The organism is Bradyrhizobium sp. CCBAU 11386, from assembly GCF_028128955.1.
In the GTDB taxonomy this organism is placed as follows: domain Bacteria; phylum Pseudomonadota; class Alphaproteobacteria; order Rhizobiales; family Xanthobacteraceae; genus Bradyrhizobium.
Genome location: NZ_LBKA01000220.1, coordinates 40,797 through 59,093, shown reverse-complemented (window position 1 = coordinate 59,093; position 18,297 = coordinate 40,797). Strand labels below are relative to the sequence as shown.

The window sequence follows — 18,297 nt, the reverse complement described above, 5'->3', positions numbered from 1 at the left end:
TTCGTAGTCTGGGTCGGACCATTGAAATCATTGCGGCCTGTTACCGTAAGAGGCGCTAACCTTGGCGGTTGTTCTGAAAATGGGCCTCGCCGTGAGACAGTCGCGTTACCATAGGCACCAGCCCAGCGGATCGTCAGCGATCGAGCACAATCGGGCCTCCGACCTACGGTTTGGGAAACCGTTTCATACCATATAAGATCAATGGCTTACATGGGCGATGTTGCAAATGTGTTGCATCGACCGGCCCATGCCGTGGCCTTTGCTGACCACGCCAGTTGAAGAACCGAACTTGCTGCCGGGCGCCCCCGTGCAATCTCCTGTCCCGTCATCGCGATCTCCAACAGTCGCACCGACTCGAAGCGAACTTGGATAGACGTGAGGTTCGCGCCCGACGCATCAAAACCCTGCACGCCAGGCACGACTGTCAAAGGAGGCCGAGCATCCACGTCGGATGGGATGGCTCGATCAGCCGCCCGGAAGAAACTAGGGATGAGCAGATATCGTGGGCCGACTAGACTAGCTGCCGTCATCGACTGAGCAGGCCCGCAAGCGGACACTGCTGTCAAGCCTTGGTGCGTGGTATTCCGACCGCAGAAACGGGCGCCGATCAGCGCCGCTACGATCGGAGGCTCGTATGTGGTGGGTGGCCTGATTCCACTCGTGCCTTACATCTTTACCCGGAACATCGGGACGGCCCTACAGATCTCGGTGGCTGCGACCGGCCTGGCCCTGCTCTGCTTCGGAGCCGTCAAAGGGCAATTCACAGGCGTCAACAAGATCAAGTCGGCGCTGCAAACATTGGCTGGTCGAAGGATTGGCACCCGGGGCAGCGTATTGGCTCGCGATTGGTTGGATAGGGCGTGTACCCATAGTTCCCCTCCGTTGGAGGTCAGTCATGCGCCACTCACATTATCAGCGGCTTATGAGCCAGAGGATGGCAGCGATGCAGATGATGCCAATAACGTAAGGTAGTATGTAGGTTAGTAACGTCCTCACCACAACCTCCCGACCGCTTCCTTCTTCCCGCTTTGGCTGCCTACTGGCACTCGAGGTGTGGCCGCGGCCCCGCCGCAGCGAAATGCTTTGGGCGAGGAACCGCACGCTTCCGAGCGACAGAAGAAGCTGCGAGAACAAGAAAGACGACAGCTGCCTTCGTCGTCACCCCACGCTCGTAGGCCATCCTCTGACGGTAGCGCTGATTGCCTGCGTAACGATCATCGGTGCCAAACTAAAGAGAAGGACGACTGACCACATGTCAGCGGTGGGCGGCGCAAGCTGCAATAGAAGCGCCGCCGGGGGCAAGTAAGGCGGCACAGCGAGTACCGTTGCACAAAGCAAGAGCGCGCTCCAAAGCCAGCCATTTCGAGTGATTTCGTTGATGATGAACCGTGATTGCGGATCGCGCATGTTGAACGTGTGCCAGAGCTGTGCGAACGCGAGAGTGAGGAACGTGACAGTCACCGTTGCTCGAGCGTCGAGACCGAGCCAAGACGACGTAGCCAGCGCTCCGAACGTGGCGGCGGTCATCGCACCGCCGTGCAGGATTATCGTGATCCATTGCCAACGACCCAAAATGGGCTCTTTTGGATCGCGCGGCGGATGCTTGAGGATACCGGCCTCACCTTCGCCCATTGCTAACGCGAAGGCCGGAAACACGTCTGTCACGAGATTGAGATACAGAATTTGCAGCGGCAGGAGCGGCAAAGGGAGCGCAGACAACACGGCTAATCCAACCACCATCACCTCGCTGAGATTGCAGGACAAGAGGTAGGCGACGAAACGGCGGATATTGGCGAAGATGATGCGGCCTTCGCGTATCGCCCCAACGATGGTCGGAAACGCGTCGTCAAGCAGGATCATGGCGGCCGCTTCGCGCGCGACATCGGTGCCCCGCAGGCCCATCGCCACGCCGATATCGGCCTGCCGCAGGGCGGGCGCGTCGTTGACCCCGTCCCCCGTCATGGCGACGATCTCGCCGGCGGCCTGATAGGCCCTGACCAGGGCAAGCTTCTCATCGGGGTTCACTCTTGCGAAAATTCCGACGTCGCGGAGTGCAGGCTGCCCGGTCTCGATTACCTCCACGATTCTCTTGCCCTCCACGACGTTCGCAATGTTCTCCCCGAGGCCGACCGCGCGACCAATGCTTCGTGCAGTCACGACGTGGTCACCAGTGACCATGACAACCCGAATTCCCGCTTGTCGGCAGTCCTCAATCGCCTGCGGCACGTCGGCACGCGCGGGGTCTTCCAGACCGATAAGACCGACAAATATCAATCTCTCGTATGGCGCAACACCGGCCAGCGCATCCATTTTCATCGCGCAGGCGAGTACGCGCAGGCCATCATGGCCGAGCTGATCAGCCCGGCTTAACCACTCCGCTCGCGCCTCGTCATCAAGGGTGATCTCGCCATGCTCGACGGTTGCGTGCGTCGCCGCCGCTAGGACTGCTTCCGGCGCCCCCTTCACCGCTACCAGCACGCTATCCCCACATTCGTGAACCGTCGCCATCATCTTGGTGGCTGGATCAAAGGCATGCTTGCGAACGATGCGGCGCCCATCCAGCAAGGCCGTGCGCCGCAAGCCCGCGTGTAATCCGGCGCGCAAGAGTGCGATTTCCATCGGGTCGCCGCTGCCGCTTTCGTCCGTGCGGTCGAGATGGGCGTCGTTGCAAAGAACTGCGATGCGGAGCAATCCGGCGGCCGGTCGGTCGTCGGCGAGCTGTAAACGCTCACCGTCTGTCGGCGCCTCCGTCTCAAGCGCGGTCTCGCCAGAGGCAGTGCAGAGTCGCCGCACCGTCATCCGGTTCTCGGTTAAGGTGCCGGTTTTATCGGTGAGGATGACAGTGGTAGCGCCGAGCGTCTCGACCGCGGAAAGACGCTCGATCAGCGCATTCTGCCGCGACATGCGCCACATGCCGCGGGCGAGTGCAAGCGTCGCGACGATCGGGAGGCCCTCGGGAATCGCCGCTACGGCGAGCGCAATAGCCGCCTCGACCATTACGAGAGGATCTTCATCGCCCATAAGCCCGACGGCGCCAATCACTGCAGCGACAGCGATGGTCGCCGAGACGAGCTGCGCGGACAACCGTCCGAGCTTGCGTTCAAGAGGCGAACTGCCCGGGTCCGCTTCGAGGACGAGCCGCGTTACTCGGCCAAGTTCAGTAGCGAGGCCGGTCGCCACTACGACCCCGGTGCCCGTACCCCGCGTGACGGCGGTGCCCTTGAACGCCATCGACGCGCGATCGCCGAGACGCGTGTCTGCGCTGACCGGGTCCGTCTGCTTGTCGACGGCGACCGATTCGCCGGTCAGCGCCGACTCGTCTGCGGACAGACGGGAAGTCTCGATAAGGCGGAGGTCGGCCGACACGGCGTCGCCAGCGTCCAGAACGACGATATCGCCCGGAACGAGCTCCTTGGCTGGCACGACATGAACGCGACCCTCGCGTCGGACGCGGACGTTGCGCGCTCCAAGCACACGCAGAGCCTCAATTGATCGCGCCGCCTTTAGCTCGGTTGCGAAGCCGATCAGCGCGTTGATGGCAAGGACCGCAAGGATGGCGCTGCCTTCCTCAAGTTCGCCGAAATAGAACGCCAACCCTGCTGCAAAACTCAAGAGATAGACGACCGAACTCTTGAACTGGTGCAACAGCAGTTTCGTCACCCGGGTGGGGCGGCGCGAACTGATCGTGTTCGCGCCGAAGAGCCTTCGGCGCGCTTTGACCTCAGCATCGGAGAGGCCCTCGGAGGCGGACACGCGCAACTGCCGAAGCAGCTCAGCAGCAGGCAGAACATGCGGATTTTCCGGCAGCGTTATCTGTTTAGCGACTGCGTGCCTTTCGATGGAGGGCCTCCTTTACGCCGGAAGACAGACCCTTAAGATAGACGAGCCTCGATGACCGATATTGACTTGGAGCAAGCGATGGTCATGAAACTCTGGAGCAATGAAAGCTGATGATTGCCCAAACATCCGAAGAGACAATTGAGCTTCGGATCGACGACAGCTCTTTCATACGCTCGACCCTTTCCCGTTTCGCGAGCGTGACCTCGACAAAGAGGCTGAATAATACATTGTCGGCTGGGCGCGAGAACTCTCGGCCCGGCAAGCGATCCGGAGTCGGATTCATCATCCGAAGTCTGATGCGCAAGCGAAAGCGGCAATGGAGCTTCGCGACGCCTTTGGTCACCATTTTGCGGATCGAGCGAACGCAACTCAAAGAGATATCAACGAGCTGTTCAGAATAGGTCGCTGGTCGCTGGCCATCGGACTCGCCATTCTGATCACGTGTCTGCTCTTTGCGCACGTCGTTGTTGGCGCGCTATTCGTCAACCCCTTGCGGCGTCTCCTGGAGGAGAGTCTCTTGATCCTGGGGTGGGTCGCAAACTGGCGCCCGCTGGAGATCTTTCTATATGACTGGTGGCCACTCGTTCGCCGGCGCGATCTGTACCGACGGATTTCAAAGGCCGCTATCGAAACTCGGGCCGTTGTTCAGAGCGAATCCGGTGCAGCAGCTTGCCAGGACGGATAGTGCCGTTACAAAGGTAAATGGCGCGCGGATCGTCAAGCTAAGCCGCCTGGGCCGCTACGGCTTCGTAAATATCCTCCTCCTGGGCTGTGTGCATGCGCACCAGTGTTTCGATCGCCTCGATCACCCGCTGGGCGTCTCGGACAAGGTAGCGGTCGACCTTCTCTGACGGCAGATCCTCCACGATCCGAGCCAGCAGGCGAGCAAGGTGCAGTATCTCCCGATGGGCACGGCTCATCGCAGAGAGGCCGTGGCGGTCGCGCAGCACCTCCGCAAGCTTCGGGTAGACGCTGTCCTCATCCTTGCGCTCGTGCATCACCACGCTACTCTGAACGATGCGCTGAGCTGCCCTGATCAACACCGCGGCGGACTCGGGCGTCGCATCGTCCAACGCATCGACGATCTTACGCAAGCGGTCGAGGTCCTTGAACAGGGTCTGATGATCGTGATGCAAGATCAGCCCCTGCTCTGCGGTGATGTGCGGGCCAGCCCAGCCGAGGGCCGGGGTGAGCGCGCGCAGCGCGTTCAGGATGACGGCGACATCGATCACCTCCTGCACGATCGCCGCCGGCACGGGATCGAGCCAGCCAACGGTGGCGGCTACCATTGCCGCCAACGACAATCCCATACCGACGAAGATGCTTTGCAGGGCGATACGCCGCGCCCGCTGCGCAATTATGATCGCCTCGCCAACGCGGTCGAGCCGGTCGGCCAGAATCACCACATCCGCGGCCTCGGACGATGCGCTCGCACCGCGCGCTCCGAGCGCGACCCCGATATCGGCAGCGGCCAGTGCCGGGGCGTCGTTGATGCCATCGCCGACCATGATCGTCGGATGCAACCGCTTCTCGGTACGCACCGCCTCGACCTTGTCGGAAGGTACGCGGTCGGCCAGCACGGCATCGAGGTCGAGGGCTGCACCGATGGCCTGTGCCGCTGCGGCGCGATCGCCTGTGACCATCACGATTCGCGCGATGCCAGCATCACGCAGTAGCCGGATCGCTCGCGGCGTATCGGCCCGCAGTTCGTCTGCCAGCAGCAGCGCACCAATCGGACGCCCGTTCACAGCAACAAAGACGATCAGCGCCGAGCGCCACGAAGCGCGGCGGATCGCCCGCAGCTCCCACGGCGACAACTCGGCATGTGAGAGAAGCATCTCTCGCGAGCCCGCGGTGACCTGGCGTCCGTCAATTAGGCCGCTGAGGCCAGAACCCATGGCCTCTTTGACATGTTTCGGCGGTTTCAGCTTGAGGCCGCGATCGACGGCCGCGGCAACGACTGCCTTCGCAAGGACGTGATGCGAAGCCTGCTCAAGCGAGGCCCCAAGCGTGAGGACCTCGTCCGGGTCCTCCCCCGGCGCGACCTCAACCGAAAGCAACCGCGCCCCTCCCACCGTCAGGGTGCCGGTCTTGTCAAACAGCACTGTGTGCGCGCGAGCCAGCGCCTCCAGTGCTCCACCGCCTTTTGCCAAGATGCCGCGGCGGGCCGCTTGCGCCACGCCAGCGATGAAAGCGACGGGCGCGGCCAGAATCAGGGGACAAGGCGTCGCCGCAACCAACACTGCGAGGCTACGGGTCAAATCACCGGAGATCCGCCACGCCACGAAGGCGAGGACGAGCGTGACCGGCAGAAGGATCAGCGCAAAGCGATCGGCCAGCCGTACGAAGGGAGCCTTCGCTGTTTGTGCCGCGGTCACCATCCGCACGATGCCGGCATAGGTGCTCTCGCCAGCCGGCGCGGTCACGGTCAACTCGAAGGTCTCACCGGCATTCAGCGAGCCGGAAAGAACGGCGCTGCCGCGTGTCTTCTCGACTGGAATGGGTTCGCCGGTCACTGCGGACTCGTCAATGGTGGCCGAGGCCGAACCAACGATACCATCGACCGGAACGATCTCGCCGGCCCTGACCAGGAGTTCCTCGCCGACCGAGACTGCCTCGACGGGAACTTCCTCAATCTGCTCGCCAGTCTTGCGATGGGCCTGCCGCGGCGCCCGATCAACCAGGGATCGCAAGTCGCGCTCCGCCCGGGCGATCGCGATCTCCTCCAGCACGTTGCCGCCGGAATACATCAGCGCGACCACGGCGCCGGCCAACGGCTGGCCCAGTGCCAGCGCCGCGCTCATCGACAGCAGCGCAATCGCGTCCACTCCCAGGCGGCCGCCCAAAAAATCCCTGACGATCGAGACCGCCAGTCCTCCGATCACGGGCGCCGTGCCGAGCTCCCATGCGAGATCGGCCAGATCAGACCGGTTTGCCGCTCGCGCCAAAATGCCCGCAGTCAATCCGGCGATCGCAATCACGACCAGGGCCCATCGCAGGATCCGCTCAAACGGCATGATTCGGTTCCACACCTAAACGAACGTCACTATCCTCCGAAACCAGCTTTGTTGTTTGAGAAAAATCAACGCCGACATGATGAACACCAAAGGGTTCCTTCACAGCCAGCCATGACCTGAATCAACGCCTCTCGGAGTCTTAGGCAGATACTTGTTTTAAGGAGGCTATCATGCGTGCTCTAGCTCAACCCCCAGCGGTGATTGTTCTGCTGTCATCTGGCGTGCCATGCTTCGCCAAGGAGATGGGGAAGACCGAACGTTCCTCGTCAGCTCCGACCACGCGGTCGCAGGAGCCTGGCGAGAGTCAGCTAAAGCCGACGAACCAAAGGCTAAAGGATACTCACCGCCTGGACCAAATGATGGACCAGCGAGACTGGGATCACTGCAAAGCAGGCCACGACTGGCGGATGCGAGGCAACAGCGAGAATCTAGGTCAGTGAAGGACCGCAACGCTGAATTTCATTGGCATAGCGCAATGAACGAAACATCGTGCGGTCTCAACGCGATCGTTGTGCGACGCGTACCCCCGGTGCAACTCGGTCGCTGGGATAGACAATCACCTCTTCCCCGGGAGCGAGGCCGGAAGTGATGGCTGCAAGGCGGCCGGACCGGCGTAGGAGCTCGATCTGGCGCAATTCGGCGCGTCCGTTTTTCGCGACATAAACGTTCCAGGCCTCTCCGCGGCGAAACAGCGCCCCGGACGGGACGATCGTCGCATCGTTGCGTGCGAAGACCGTAATCTGCACGTCCGCCAGGCGGGCGCTGAATGGCTTGCCCAACTGCATTTGCGTCGCCGGTACAAGGGGCGGGCTCGCTGTCTCTGGTTTCGCCTCGGCATTTGTGTCCAGTACAGCCACTATCGGCGCGATGGGAGCGCGGGCTTGCAGGACGCCGGAGCTGCTCGGAGTCGCTACCGCCGGCGCAACGCTGTCAATCGTATCGCAACTATCGTTCAGATCTTCGCCGTGCTCGAAGCAACGAGCCTGTCTACGATGCAAAGTCTGCTAGTTCCGCTACTCTGCGCCGGTGGCGCGGCGACGATCTATAGCGCGACCTTCACGATCAAGGGCATGCGGGAAACGGCGGCAGTCGATCTGCAACTCGGACGGGCTTTAACCTGCCCGCGGCTTTGTTGCTGGCGTTGACGCTCTCCGGAGTTCTCGTGCTCTCAGCCGGTTTGCGGGAGGCGTTTGGAGAAATCGGGCTGGTGGTCAGCGCGTCTGCAGCCGGCCTCGCTGATACGCATTCGCCCGCCGTAGCCGCTGCCACGCTCGTCGCCTCAGGCAAGATCAACTCTGCCGACGCCATCGCTCCGGTGCTTGCGGCGCTGTCGACAAATACTCTCAGCAAGATCATCGTTGGCTGGGTCAGCGGCGGCCGTTCCTTCGGTCTGCGGCTGATTCCCGACCTGCAACGGGCGATCCGCTCGCGCCGTTAGTCCTCGGCGCCTGCTCATGAGGACGCAGGGCCTTCAGTCCGCTATTGCTGCGGGACCGGGTTCGTTGTCCCACGCATGAACGCCAGCATCTCCTCCGGAGTGAGCTTCCCATCCTTGTTGCTGTCCATTGCCTTGAAGATTCGTTCGTGCGCAACTTGAAACTCCGGCAATGAGACGGTCCCGTCGCCATCAGCATCCATCAGCGCGAAAATCATGCGGGCCATGATTGGTGGCCCCATCCCGTCCCCGCCCATCATGCCATGCCCTTTCATGCCGCGCCCCATCATTCCCATCATGTCTCCGCCTCGCATCGTACTCTGCCGCTCTGCGGATTGTCCTGCGGGAGAGTCCGTCTGCGTGGACGACGGAACCTGGTCCGGTCCCGGGTGGTGGGCGTTGTGATCAGTCGGCGATTGAGCGAGCGCTGGATAGCTCAGGGTGGCAAACAGAAGCGCTGCGGCAATGGTTCGGCGTGGCATGGGCCTTCTCCGGTGTTGGTGTCGCGTAACAACCGTGTCGTAATTCACCGAAGTCTTATTGAGCCAAGTCAACACGACGAGAGGGAGACGCATGAGCACCTTCAGCGTATCGTAGGCGAAGAAGCTCACGGACTCGCGACTGTTCGGGTCGACGCTCGTCGTTGTGATCACCCATTGAGCGAATGAAATGAGCTGACTATAGACGATCCCCAGGTGAGGAACGCAGCGATTGCCCTCCAACCCGTTTCGCGGTCGATGGACGCGCACCGGGTACATGCTTGGAGATAAAATTGAGATTCATTCGGCGTGCCTTTCCCGGTTTCCGGCAGCAGAAGCGGCCAACCGACAAGCGCGACGTACGACGGCCTCCCGGGAAAGACTTGGCCCGGACCCATCGCGCATCATAAGGACGACGATCGGGAAGATCCAGGACAGCAAGCTTTGCAGCGCTCCGCTCGCCGGAACGCCTCTGACACTCACGCCCTTCTGCGCAAGCTTATCGGCCAGAGCCATATCAACCCGCGCAGTGACGAACGCCGAATTTCCGCTCGGGAGTTGTTCCTTTAGCTTTCCCTGGATCTTATCCGGACCGACGGAAACCTCGGCGATCTTTTCCTGGGCGAGCAGCTGCTCAAACTGACTGTAAGGAACGGTCTCAATCGAACATAAGTGGTGTAGAGGAATTGCAGGACGGCGAGCAGCATGCCGCCCGCGAAGATGATGGCCATCACTATGGTCTGCTTTCGCGAGACTTGATCTGGCTCGACCTGTTTCTCCCATCGACATCATCCGAAATCGAAATGGCAATGGGAGGCGACTGCCTCGGCTTGATTCAGGTCAACAACGTCACCACCCCGCCGCAGAGATCGCGACCTTCGGCGTCGGCGGTACATTGACCAAGATCAATTTACGCGAAGCGCAGTCGTACAGACTGGCTAGAGGAATATCGGCAATGGCCGTACACCCGAGGCATTCCAATGGCACACAAACAAGTCCTGTTCCATTCAGCAGCCCGCGAGAAGATTTTGCGCGGCGCGTCTCTCCTTGCAGACGCGGTGCGCGTGACGCTCGGCCCGAAGTCGAAATCCGTCCTGATCCAGAAGGCATGGGGAACGCCAATCGTCTGCAATGACGGCGTAACCATCGCCAAGGAATTTGACCTGAAGGATGCCGAAGAGAACCTCGGCGCTCAGGTGTTGCGCCAGGCCGCCGAAAAGACTGGCGACGTCGTCGGCGACGGCACCAGTACGTCTACCATCCTTGCACATGCCATCCTGTCGGACGGAGTTCGCAACGTTGTAGCTGGCGCGAGCGCGATCGACCTCAAACGTGGCCTGGATCGCGGGACGCAGGCCGCCATCGCTGCACTGCGCGCCATGGCAAAGCCTGTAAAAGCCAGAGCGGAGAAGGCGCAAGTCGCCGCGATTTCGGCCCACAACGATGCGTCGATCGGCGAACTCGTAGCGGATGCGATCGAAAAGGTCGGCGGCGACGGCGTGATATCGGTCGAGGAGTCCAAGACGACCGAAACCTTTCTGGACGTCGTCGAGGGGATGAAATTCGACCGGGGCTTTCTTTCACCCTATTTCGTCACCGATGCCGACCGGATGGAATCGGTGTTGCAGGATCCCTACGTCCTGCTCTGCGATCACAAGATTGGCGCATTGCGCGATCTGGTTCCCCTTCTCGAGCAGGTCGCCAAAAGCGGCCGGTCCCTTCTGATCATCGCCGAGGACATCGAGGGCGAAGCGCTGGCCACTCTCATCGTCAACCAATTGCGAGGCGTGCTCAAAGCCTGCGCCGTCAAGGCCCCCGGGTTTGGCGACCGGCGCAAAGCCATGCTCGAGGATATCGCGATACTGACAGGTGCTCAGGTGATCTCGGAAGAGATCGGGCTGAAACTGGAGAACACCACCCTGCAACAACTGGGCCGTGCCGCGCGCGTAGTCGCCGACAAGGAGAATACGACGTTGATCGGCAGCGGTGGCAATCGCACCCGCATTGATGCGCGCCTGGCCCAGATCCGGGTCGAAATCGAAAAAACGACCAGTGATTACGATCGCGAGAAGCTCGAAGAGCGCCTCGCCAAGCTGTCGGGCGGCGTCGCGGTGATCCGGGTGGGAGCGCCGACCGAGACTGAAATGAAGGCGAAGAAGGAAGCTTTGGACGATGCGATCAGTTCGACGAAAGCGGCGGTCGCGGAAGGTATTGTGCCCGGTGGTGGGCTGGCCCTTCTCCGCGCAGTCGCGGCCGTCTCCAAGGAGGAAGCAGCGTGTGAGGGCGACGAGCGGACCGGCGTACAGATCCTGAGGCGCGCGCTCGAAGCTCCCGCGCGTCAGATTGCCGAGAATTCCGCGACCGACGGTGGCGTCGTGGTTGCGCGGATGCTCGAAAGTGAAGGCAGCTTTGGCTTCGATGCCGCCCGCAAGGTCTATGTAGATCTCGTCGAGGCCGGCATCGTAGATCCGGTAAAGGTGGTACGGACCGCTCTCGAAAATGCGGTCTCCGTCGCGAGCGTGCTCCTTTTGACCGAAGCGACGATGACGGAGATCCCGGAGCCGAAACGCGAGAGGCTGCCCGAGCCGGACATGGCGATGTAGTAGCGGTCTTTATCACGCCAGAGAGTACCAGCATCCGGCCGCCGCCGATCGATTCAATCGAGGACAGCGCTTGGCCGGGGACACGAACGATGCCCTATCGATCAAACGATGATCTTCCCGCGAGATTGCGACGTCACCTGCCGTCTCACGCCCTCGACATCTACAGGGAGGCGTTCAACCACTCCTTTGCCTCGCATGCCGGAGACATTCGCCAGGAAGAGATAGCACATCGAACGGCTTGGTCCGCCGTCAAGCGCTCATACATGAAACTCGCGGACCGCTGGGTGCCGAAATCGGCGCATAGCGATTGAGCGTCGCGGGGTTCGGAAATTGAAGTACGTCTGCCTCCTTGCCGCATTTTCGCACGGACAAATGCAGGGCAACGAGCTCGCCGCACGCCTTTGTTGGAACTCTGACAGCGCTCCTGGAGAACGGTCGCAGTCTGTCGATTCAAAGAAATTCGTCAGTTCAATTCCGGCTTGAGCAAAATCAAATTTCAGACCGACGCCCGTGGCTAATCTCCTCCGCGACCGAGATGGTCAGACCTCAAAGGAGAAATCATCATGGCAACCGAAACCAAGCTGCCCGTCACGAAATCCCCCACTGCCCCCGCTGTCGCCGGAGAGACTTGGCGGCCCTTTCAGGCCTTGAGAAACGAAATCGACCAGATCTTCGACGATTTCGGTAACGGCTTCTGGAACCGACCGTTCCGTTCGCTCGCGCGGCTCGATCGCGATTTCTCGAAGTCGATCTCTGCGCCGGCCGTGGACGTCGCCGAGAGCGACAAGGCATATGAGATTACGGCCGAGCTTCCGGGTCTCGACGAAAAGAACATCGACGTCAAGGTCGCCAACGGCGGTCTCACGATCAAGGGCGAGAAGCGCGAGGAGACCGAGGAAAAGAAGAAGGACTACTACGTCTCCGAGCGCCGCTACGGCACCTTCGAGCGCTATTTCACCCTGCCGGAGAGCGTCAACGCCGACAAGATCGAGGCTACCTTCAAGAACGGCGTGCTGAAGGTCGTGCTTCCGAAAACCGAAGAGGCGCAGAAGCCGGCCAAGACGATCAACGTGAAGGCGGCTTGACGGCCTGCCAGGGCGAGGCTGCATCGGAGCGTAGCCTCGCCTCAATTTGTAACACTATCGATATTGAGGGCGCACCATGCACGCACTTCATGTGATGACCAGAGACGTTGTTGCCGTAACGCCTCATACGACGATCGAAGAAGCCGCCAAGATCATGCTCCGGATGCACATTAGCGGCCTGCCCGTCATCGACGATGCCGGCAATCTCGTTGGCATCGTCTCGGAAAGCGACTTCCTCCGTCGCAGCGAAATCGGCACCGGTCGCAAGCACGCGGCCTGGCTCAAATTCTTCATGGGACCTCGACGGGCAGCGGCCGAGTTTGTTCACGAAAGCGGCCGAAAGGTGGAAGATGTCATGACGCGGCAGGTTGTCTCAGCTCGGGAAGAGACATCACTGGCCGACTTGGTCGACCTGATGGAAAAGCACGACATCAAACGCGTCCCGGTGATGCGGGACAACGCGACGATCGGGATCGTTACGAGAAGTAATCTGCTGCAGGCGATGGCAAGCCTCGCACACGAGATTCCGGACCCGACAGCCGATGACGAGCATATTCGCGAGCGTATCACGCGTGCCGTCAACACCGCCGACTGGCGTCCGATCGGTTTCAGGGTGGATGCCCGCAAGGGCGTCGTCCATCTGCACGGCCTGATTACGACCGACGAGGCACGGCGGGCGACGATTATCGCTGCCGAAAACACTAGCGGCGTCAAGGAAGTCCATGACCACCTTTGCTTGGTTGATTCATACTCCGGCTATTATGTGGAATCGCCAGAAGACTTGAAGGCCGCGGGCTGAACGCCGGCGACTTGGGAGCGATCATGCTTGGATGGATCGTCCGGATTCTCTTTGCGATAGCAGCGCCGATCACGGCGCTGTTCGTGTCGCGAGACACGTTGAACTTCGGCCTCATTCAAACCGTTGTAACGATGCTCCTCGTCACAGCTATTGTCGGCTTGGTCGCCGCCTACTCCGGGCGCGACCGAGGCATCCCCCACTAAGCAGATACGTCCCGAGGGCTGGCAAAGCCGGGCGATTTTTCGGGCGCTCGCGGTTTCGTTGTTGATGCGCTGATCCCTCGCAGGGGGATCCTACTGGGCAGCCACAAAAAGCTTCCTGACCGCGTCTGCTGGCACTGCAAAAGCAAAGCCACTCCTTCGCGCAACGACGACGCCGACTAGCTTACCTTTCAGATTCACCAGCGCCCCGCCCGAACTCCCTTGGCTGACGAGGACATCCGATTGGATCAGATCGCTGTTCGCAATGCCTGGGCAGGAACGATGCAAAGCTGACACGATGCCAAATGTCACGCTTAGTCCCCAATCTTGTGGATTTCCGATCGCCATCACTGGCTCGCCCACGTCGGGCGTACCTATGTTCTCCAGAGTCAATGCTTGAAGGTTGCCGGGTTCAACACGGAGTAGCGCAACGTCATCTCGCTTGGATCTTACCAGCACGACGGCGTCAAGCGCTCGCCCGTCCTGGGGGAGTGCCTTTACGACCGTCGCGCTTGCAACCAAGTGATTTGCAGTGACGATCAAGCCTGCCAGGGCGTCTACGACGACGCCCGCTCCCTGCCACTCTCGAAGCGTAGGAGGGTCTGGAAAGCCGGCTTCGGGATCGAATATTCGCGGCTCTGATGCCACGCCCCAGCCTCGTATTCCGACCACAGCAGGCGAGATGCGCTTCACAAGAGCGGCAAAGTCCGTCGTCGGGAACAACTCTCCTGGATCTTTATAGTCCTTGGCCCAACAGCCAGTGACACCGAAGACCAGCGCCAGCGCCAGACTGCATACGACGACGCCGATCCGATTTCGGCGCAAAATATTGCGTAGCATGGCCACCTCTCAGGCGATCCAAGTGAAGTTGCCTAAACAGCCTAGTGATTTGGAGCAGGCGCGATTTGAGGATTCGCAAACTCTGCCTCGCCCTTCTCGCGAAACCGGGCCTACGGATACCTACTTAGGTGACGCACCCGAATTTAGGTCTGTCGCCTGATACGGTAGGAAGGGGTCTCCAGCACGGCGTCCGGCTTACCAATGGAGCCCGCAATGAATCACTCGATTTACACCGCGGATAGGGCAACCCACCTGAAGGTGGTGGTCTCTGTGCTGCTCGTCAGCATTGCAATCATGGCGGCAGCGATGACCGTCCGGCTGACTCATCCAGCAACAAGTGTGCAGGTTACAGCGACGCATACCGTCTACAAACCCCACCGAAGCCATGCCCTCACCGAAATGGCACAAATTGGGAAGGACCCGATCTAGCTCGATGGGCCGAGGACATCAAAATGAGCAGCGAACTAATCAAGGTCTTGACGCTATTCACCCTCTATGCGGCATTCGAAGTCGCGCTCTATTCCTCATCCATCGGGAGACTGGTGTCTCGCGCTGTCCGCTCGCCGATACGAAGGGCCAGCCGCAAGTTTGTCGGGCGAACCCAAAGCGAACAGGACGCTCGGTCGGCCGAATAGCATCTGCGCTTAGCTTAGCCCTTGCGTCTCCCGGCTTACGCCATTGGAGCAGCATCGGTCCTCACCGGCGCAAGGCGACTGATACCATAGGGGTAAGGTAACTCCGACTTGCGTGTCGGAGCAGAAGCAGTTGACCGTCATCGAACAATACGTTGGAAATCTACGAGACTGCGAGCTCAACTGACGCCGCCCGCTCTCATAAGCGCTACAGTGGTTCGTCATCGAGCGTGGACGGCTCCATCGGAAGCGAAACGAAATCGCCTCCACCGTAATCGCGGGTCCGGATGGGGGGACTGGACACATAGGCGGTCATCTACTCGACGAACACCAGGAACGTTCTCGCAAGCTACGATAACAGCGCGGTGTGCGCTCTCGCCCCTGATAACACCACGTAGCGAGACCGCGCCGTCCTTTACCCTGACGTTCAGGCCGATCGGCTGCAACGGTGTTTTGGCCAGCGCGGCGAGAACCGCCCGACGGAGCTGATTGTCGCTCCCGGAATAGCCCGAAGCGCCTGTGAGTGGTCCAGCAACAGCGGACAGGAAGTCGGAACGTGTGATGATGCCGACGATACGATCATCGCGCATGACCGGAATGTGATTCAGGTGCCGACGCTCCATCATGTCCGCCACCTCATCGAGAGGTGCCTGCTCGTTGGTGGTCACAGGCTGACGGGTCATCACCTGCTCGACCTTGCGACCGTGTTCCTTCGCGAACTCGCTGGCGACTCGCTCAGCCCCGAGCAAGAGCGAAAGCAATCGATTACGCTCATGCTCGGTTCCGATCTCGCTCCGCCTGAGAAAATCGCTCTCGCATATAATGCCGACGAGATTATCGGCCGAATCCACGACAGGCAGCCCGCTGATATGATGCGCAAGCATCACTTTGATCGCGTCCATGATCGGAGCCTCGGGCCGTATCGACACCACCTGCCGTGACATTATCTGATGCGCACGCATGTCCTTCACTCCGGAACGGGCCAAGAGGTATTTGCTGCATCAATTGACGTCTTGATCGAGATCAACGCCTCGACGGGCGGAGATGGCAACTTGACGACCAATACCGGAAGCCTTCGATCATGCGCCTGAAAACGCTTCTGTCGGTCGTGATTCTTGTAACGCTGTCGGCGTCCAGCGCCGGGACGCCGGTCGACCCGTCTGCAACACTGTCCGATCTCATGACCAGACTTCAGCTTCAGCACGCAAAGCTATGGTTTGCGGGCAAGCTGAGCAATTGGGGCCTGGCCGACTACGAGCTTCAACAAATCGACGCCAATCTTGAAGCCACGGGCAAGTTGCAGGCTGACCCGTCGCAAGCCAATCGTGCCAAGCGACAACTTGATACAGTACGCCAGGCAATCCATTCGAGGGACTTACCCAGGTTCATGACGTCGTATGCCGCCATGACAAACGAATGCAACTCCTGTCACCGGGGTAGCGGGTATGCCTCGATCGCGATCCAGATTCCGCTCACCTTGCCGGTGCCCAACCAATTGTTCGTCGACCAGGTGACTGAGGGGCGATCCCTAGCCCATTCATCTTGCGGGACATGCCATGTCGTCGCCGGCGTTGTAAGGGAAGCGCCTGCACTCCGCCCATCGCCACCTGGCTTCCTGGAGATAGTCAACCGGCCGTCGTTCTCCGCTGACGAACTCCGACGATTTTTGGCATCAAGCCATCGTCGTCTTGGACCAGATCAGTCAATGCCAAATCCGAGGCTCTCGGAATACCAGATTGAGGCCATCGTGGCCTACCTCGAGACGTTGAGAGCGGGCCAATCTCGCTGAGACGAGCCACCGGGCAGGCGGTCACCGCCGCACTTTTGATTTATAAAATCTGCGCTGAACCGGGAGCAGTGACAAGGAGCGTCGCTAAGCGTCCATCTTGGGCAAAAACGGGCTCCTCGCCGAGCTCGACTTCGCGCCTGTTCTAAATGTCCCTATTTTCTCAGGCGCGGCTCGAGCGCCACGAGCATCTCCGTGCGCCCCACTATACCCGCAAGCTTTTTGTCCCGGAGGACTAGCACCTGGGAGATCTGACAAATGTCCATCTGCTTGACGACCTCCTCGATTGGGGCGCTTTCATCGACGCAGACGGGATGTCGGCTCATGACGGCATCCACGCGCAAGCCACTGGTTCTCTCACGAGCGAGCTGCCCCTCGTCTTTACCTAGCAGCCACTCGAGCCAAAACCCTTCGGGATAGTCTACGCCTAATTCGCGCCTGTGAAGAAAATCACCTTCCGAAATGATGCCGACCAGCACCCCTTCACCGTCAACGACCGGGAGGCCGCGCTGATTGGTCTCGAGCAGCAGATGGATGGCATCGAGCAGCGAAGCACTCGGCTTCACCGTTGCAAACCAGGTTCGCATGATATCTGCTGCCTTCATTGCTGCCTCCATCGAACCTGCCCTGCCAGCAATGCGCTCTGCTCTGCGCTAGTGAGACATCAGCACGCACACTTTGGCCTCCTGCAGGAGGCTGCGTGTCATGCCGCCGAAGATCCATTCTCCCAACCGGCTATGTCCATAACCGCCAGTGACGATGAGGTCCGCGCCGAGCTCGGACGCCAGCCGAATAAGGTAGCCTCCGTCCGGCTCCGATGTATGGACACGTATCTCGTGCTGGCACTGCACCCCATGCCGCTGAAGATAGCCGGCCACGTCGCGAACCCGCTTGCGAGCCGCATCCTGTTCGCTCGACGCGCAGATTTCCGCGATTGTGACCTGCGACGCCCTGGTCAGAAACGGCATTGCATCCCGAACGGCGAGGCGCGCCTCCCTTGTGTCCTTCCAACCGACCACGATGCGGTCACCGGACAACTCCGTCACGCGCTCCGGCACAGATAGCGTGGGGCGCCCCATCCGCAGCATGGCTCCGGCCGGATCGAGGAAGTGGGAGTGGCTGGCCGCCTGCGACCTGCGCTTGACGATCACAAGGTCTGCCGCGCGGGCCTGCTCGACCAGAAAGTCGGTCGGATCATCGAGGGCCCAGCGCCATTCGACCGTCTCGCTTGGCAGGCCGACCACCCTCTTGAACCAAGCCTCTTTCGCCGAAAGCGTTGCCTTTATGCGCTTGATGTCTTCCTCGGTGGTCTGCTCGATGATGACACCTTCGGCGACAAAGGGAGGCTCCACCGCCACCGCAGAAACACCCAGGATGGCCGCCCCGAACGTCCTCGCGACGCCTTCCGCAACGGCAACTTGCCCTGCTTCCTGCTGCTCGGAATCGACGTAGACCATGACGCTTGCGACAGACATGATGACGCTCCGAAATAGTGTGCGATGGCTCTTTATCGGCTTAAGATCAGCGAGACGCTTGACCGAAATCAAACGAGCCGGCCTTGCCTGCCGATGGGACAGGTGA

General features: G+C 60.5%; 19 protein-coding genes and 1 pseudogene. 11 read left to right on the top strand and 9 right to left on the bottom strand.

Annotated elements, in window-relative coordinates:
• Nucleotides 1-594: 594 nt before the first annotated feature.
• Nucleotides 595-844: pseudogene (locus XI09_RS19155) on the top strand (VIT1/CCC1 transporter family protein); the annotation flags it as partial.
• A 314-nt stretch (nucleotides 845-1,158) separates the two neighbouring features.
• On the opposite strand, the gene XI09_RS19150 reads toward XI09_RS19155, so the two are convergent.
• Nucleotides 1,159-3,786: a cation-translocating P-type ATPase gene (locus tag XI09_RS19150; RefSeq protein WP_271568219.1), complete on the bottom strand. Its 2,628-nt coding sequence runs from the start codon at nucleotides 3,784-3,786 to the stop codon at nucleotides 1,159-1,161.
• Between the two features lie 370 nt (nucleotides 3,787-4,156).
• Here XI09_RS19150 and XI09_RS19145 point away from each other — a divergent pair, with 370 nt between their 5' ends.
• On the top strand, nucleotides 4,157-4,525 hold the full coding sequence (locus tag XI09_RS19145) for a hypothetical protein (RefSeq protein WP_271568215.1): 369 nt from the start codon (nucleotides 4,157-4,159) through the stop codon (nucleotides 4,523-4,525).
• A 37-nt stretch (nucleotides 4,526-4,562) separates the two neighbouring features.
• Here XI09_RS19145 and XI09_RS19140 read toward each other — a convergent pair whose 3' ends face one another.
• Both XI09_RS19140 and XI09_RS19135 read right to left on the bottom strand, forming a co-directional pair.
• Entirely contained in the window at nucleotides 4,563-6,857 is a 2,295-nt protein-coding gene (locus tag XI09_RS19140) for a heavy metal translocating P-type ATPase (protein ID WP_271568214.1), read from the bottom strand.
• A gap of 497 nt (nucleotides 6,858-7,354) precedes the next feature.
• Nucleotides 7,355-7,642: a hypothetical protein gene (locus XI09_RS19135; RefSeq protein ID WP_271568213.1), complete on the bottom strand. Its 288-nt coding sequence runs from the start codon at nucleotides 7,640-7,642 to the stop codon at nucleotides 7,355-7,357.
• Between the two features lie 55 nt (nucleotides 7,643-7,697).
• Between XI09_RS19135 and XI09_RS19130 the strand changes: the two genes are divergently transcribed.
• Together XI09_RS19130 and XI09_RS19125 are read left to right on the top strand one after the other, a co-directional pair.
• Complete coding sequence (locus tag XI09_RS19130; protein ID WP_271568218.1) at nucleotides 7,698-7,865, top strand: hypothetical protein; 168 nt, start codon at nucleotides 7,698-7,700, stop codon at nucleotides 7,863-7,865.
• A 124-nt stretch (nucleotides 7,866-7,989) separates the two neighbouring features.
• Nucleotides 7,990-8,295, top strand: a complete 306-nt coding sequence (locus XI09_RS19125) for a DUF4010 domain-containing protein (RefSeq protein ID WP_271568212.1) — start codon at nucleotides 7,990-7,992, stop codon at nucleotides 8,293-8,295.
• A gap of 41 nt (nucleotides 8,296-8,336) precedes the next feature.
• Here the strand turns inward: XI09_RS19125 and XI09_RS46225 are convergent, their stop codons facing one another.
• Both XI09_RS46225 and XI09_RS19115 read right to left on the bottom strand, forming a co-directional pair.
• On the bottom strand, nucleotides 8,337-8,591 hold the full coding sequence (locus XI09_RS46225; protein WP_442869607.1) for an EF-hand domain-containing protein: 255 nt from the start codon (nucleotides 8,589-8,591) through the stop codon (nucleotides 8,337-8,339).
• A 480-nt stretch (nucleotides 8,592-9,071) separates the two neighbouring features.
• Entirely contained in the window at nucleotides 9,072-9,563 is a 492-nt protein-coding gene (locus tag XI09_RS19115; RefSeq protein ID WP_271568210.1) for an ATP-dependent metallopeptidase FtsH/Yme1/Tma family protein, read from the bottom strand.
• A gap of 188 nt (nucleotides 9,564-9,751) precedes the next feature.
• Between XI09_RS19115 and groL the strand changes: the two genes are divergently transcribed.
• From groL to XI09_RS19090, 5 genes are all read left to right on the top strand, one after another.
• A complete protein-coding gene (gene groL, locus XI09_RS19110; RefSeq protein ID WP_271568209.1) occupies nucleotides 9,752-11,374 on the top strand; it encodes a chaperonin GroEL in 1,623 nt (540 codons plus the stop codon).
• A gap of 89 nt (nucleotides 11,375-11,463) precedes the next feature.
• The gene (locus XI09_RS19105) at nucleotides 11,464-11,685 is read left to right on the top strand and encodes a ChaB family protein (RefSeq protein ID WP_271568208.1); all 222 of its coding nucleotides are present in this window, start codon (nucleotides 11,464-11,466) and stop codon (nucleotides 11,683-11,685) included.
• A 252-nt stretch (nucleotides 11,686-11,937) separates the two neighbouring features.
• Nucleotides 11,938-12,459, top strand: coding sequence for an Hsp20/alpha crystallin family protein (locus XI09_RS19100; RefSeq protein ID WP_271568207.1), 522 nt, complete (start codon nucleotides 11,938-11,940; stop codon nucleotides 12,457-12,459).
• Nucleotides 12,460-12,535: 76 nt separating this feature from the next.
• On the top strand, nucleotides 12,536-13,258 hold the full coding sequence (locus XI09_RS19095) for a CBS domain-containing protein (RefSeq protein ID WP_271568206.1): 723 nt from the start codon (nucleotides 12,536-12,538) through the stop codon (nucleotides 13,256-13,258).
• A gap of 23 nt (nucleotides 13,259-13,281) precedes the next feature.
• Entirely contained in the window at nucleotides 13,282-13,461 is a 180-nt protein-coding gene (locus XI09_RS19090) for a hypothetical protein (protein WP_271568205.1), read from the top strand.
• 90 nt (nucleotides 13,462-13,551) lie between these two features.
• Here XI09_RS19090 and XI09_RS19085 read toward each other — a convergent pair whose 3' ends face one another.
• A complete protein-coding gene (locus tag XI09_RS19085) occupies nucleotides 13,552-14,298 on the bottom strand; it encodes a S1C family serine protease (protein WP_271568204.1) in 747 nt (248 codons plus the stop codon).
• Nucleotides 14,299-14,511: 213 nt separating this feature from the next.
• Between XI09_RS19085 and XI09_RS19080 the strand changes: the two genes are divergently transcribed.
• Complete coding sequence (locus XI09_RS19080; RefSeq protein WP_271568203.1) at nucleotides 14,512-14,727, top strand: hypothetical protein; 216 nt, start codon at nucleotides 14,512-14,514, stop codon at nucleotides 14,725-14,727.
• A 424-nt stretch (nucleotides 14,728-15,151) separates the two neighbouring features.
• Here XI09_RS19080 and XI09_RS19075 read toward each other — a convergent pair whose 3' ends face one another.
• Nucleotides 15,152-15,832, bottom strand: a complete 681-nt coding sequence (locus XI09_RS19075) for a CBS domain-containing protein (protein ID WP_271568202.1) — start codon at nucleotides 15,830-15,832, stop codon at nucleotides 15,152-15,154.
• A 179-nt stretch (nucleotides 15,833-16,011) separates the two neighbouring features.
• Between XI09_RS19075 and XI09_RS19070 the strand changes: the two genes are divergently transcribed.
• On the top strand, nucleotides 16,012-16,719 hold the full coding sequence (locus XI09_RS19070; RefSeq protein WP_271568201.1) for a c-type cytochrome: 708 nt from the start codon (nucleotides 16,012-16,014) through the stop codon (nucleotides 16,717-16,719).
• 152 nt (nucleotides 16,720-16,871) lie between these two features.
• Here the strand turns inward: XI09_RS19070 and XI09_RS19065 are convergent, their stop codons facing one another.
• Together XI09_RS19065 and XI09_RS19060 are read right to left on the bottom strand one after the other, a co-directional pair.
• Complete coding sequence (locus XI09_RS19065; RefSeq protein WP_271568200.1) at nucleotides 16,872-17,321, bottom strand: CBS domain-containing protein; 450 nt, start codon at nucleotides 17,319-17,321, stop codon at nucleotides 16,872-16,874.
• A 48-nt stretch (nucleotides 17,322-17,369) separates the two neighbouring features.
• A complete protein-coding gene (locus XI09_RS19060) occupies nucleotides 17,370-18,191 on the bottom strand; it encodes a universal stress protein (RefSeq protein ID WP_161535417.1) in 822 nt (273 codons plus the stop codon).
• Between the last annotated feature and the right edge of the window lie 106 nt (nucleotides 18,192-18,297).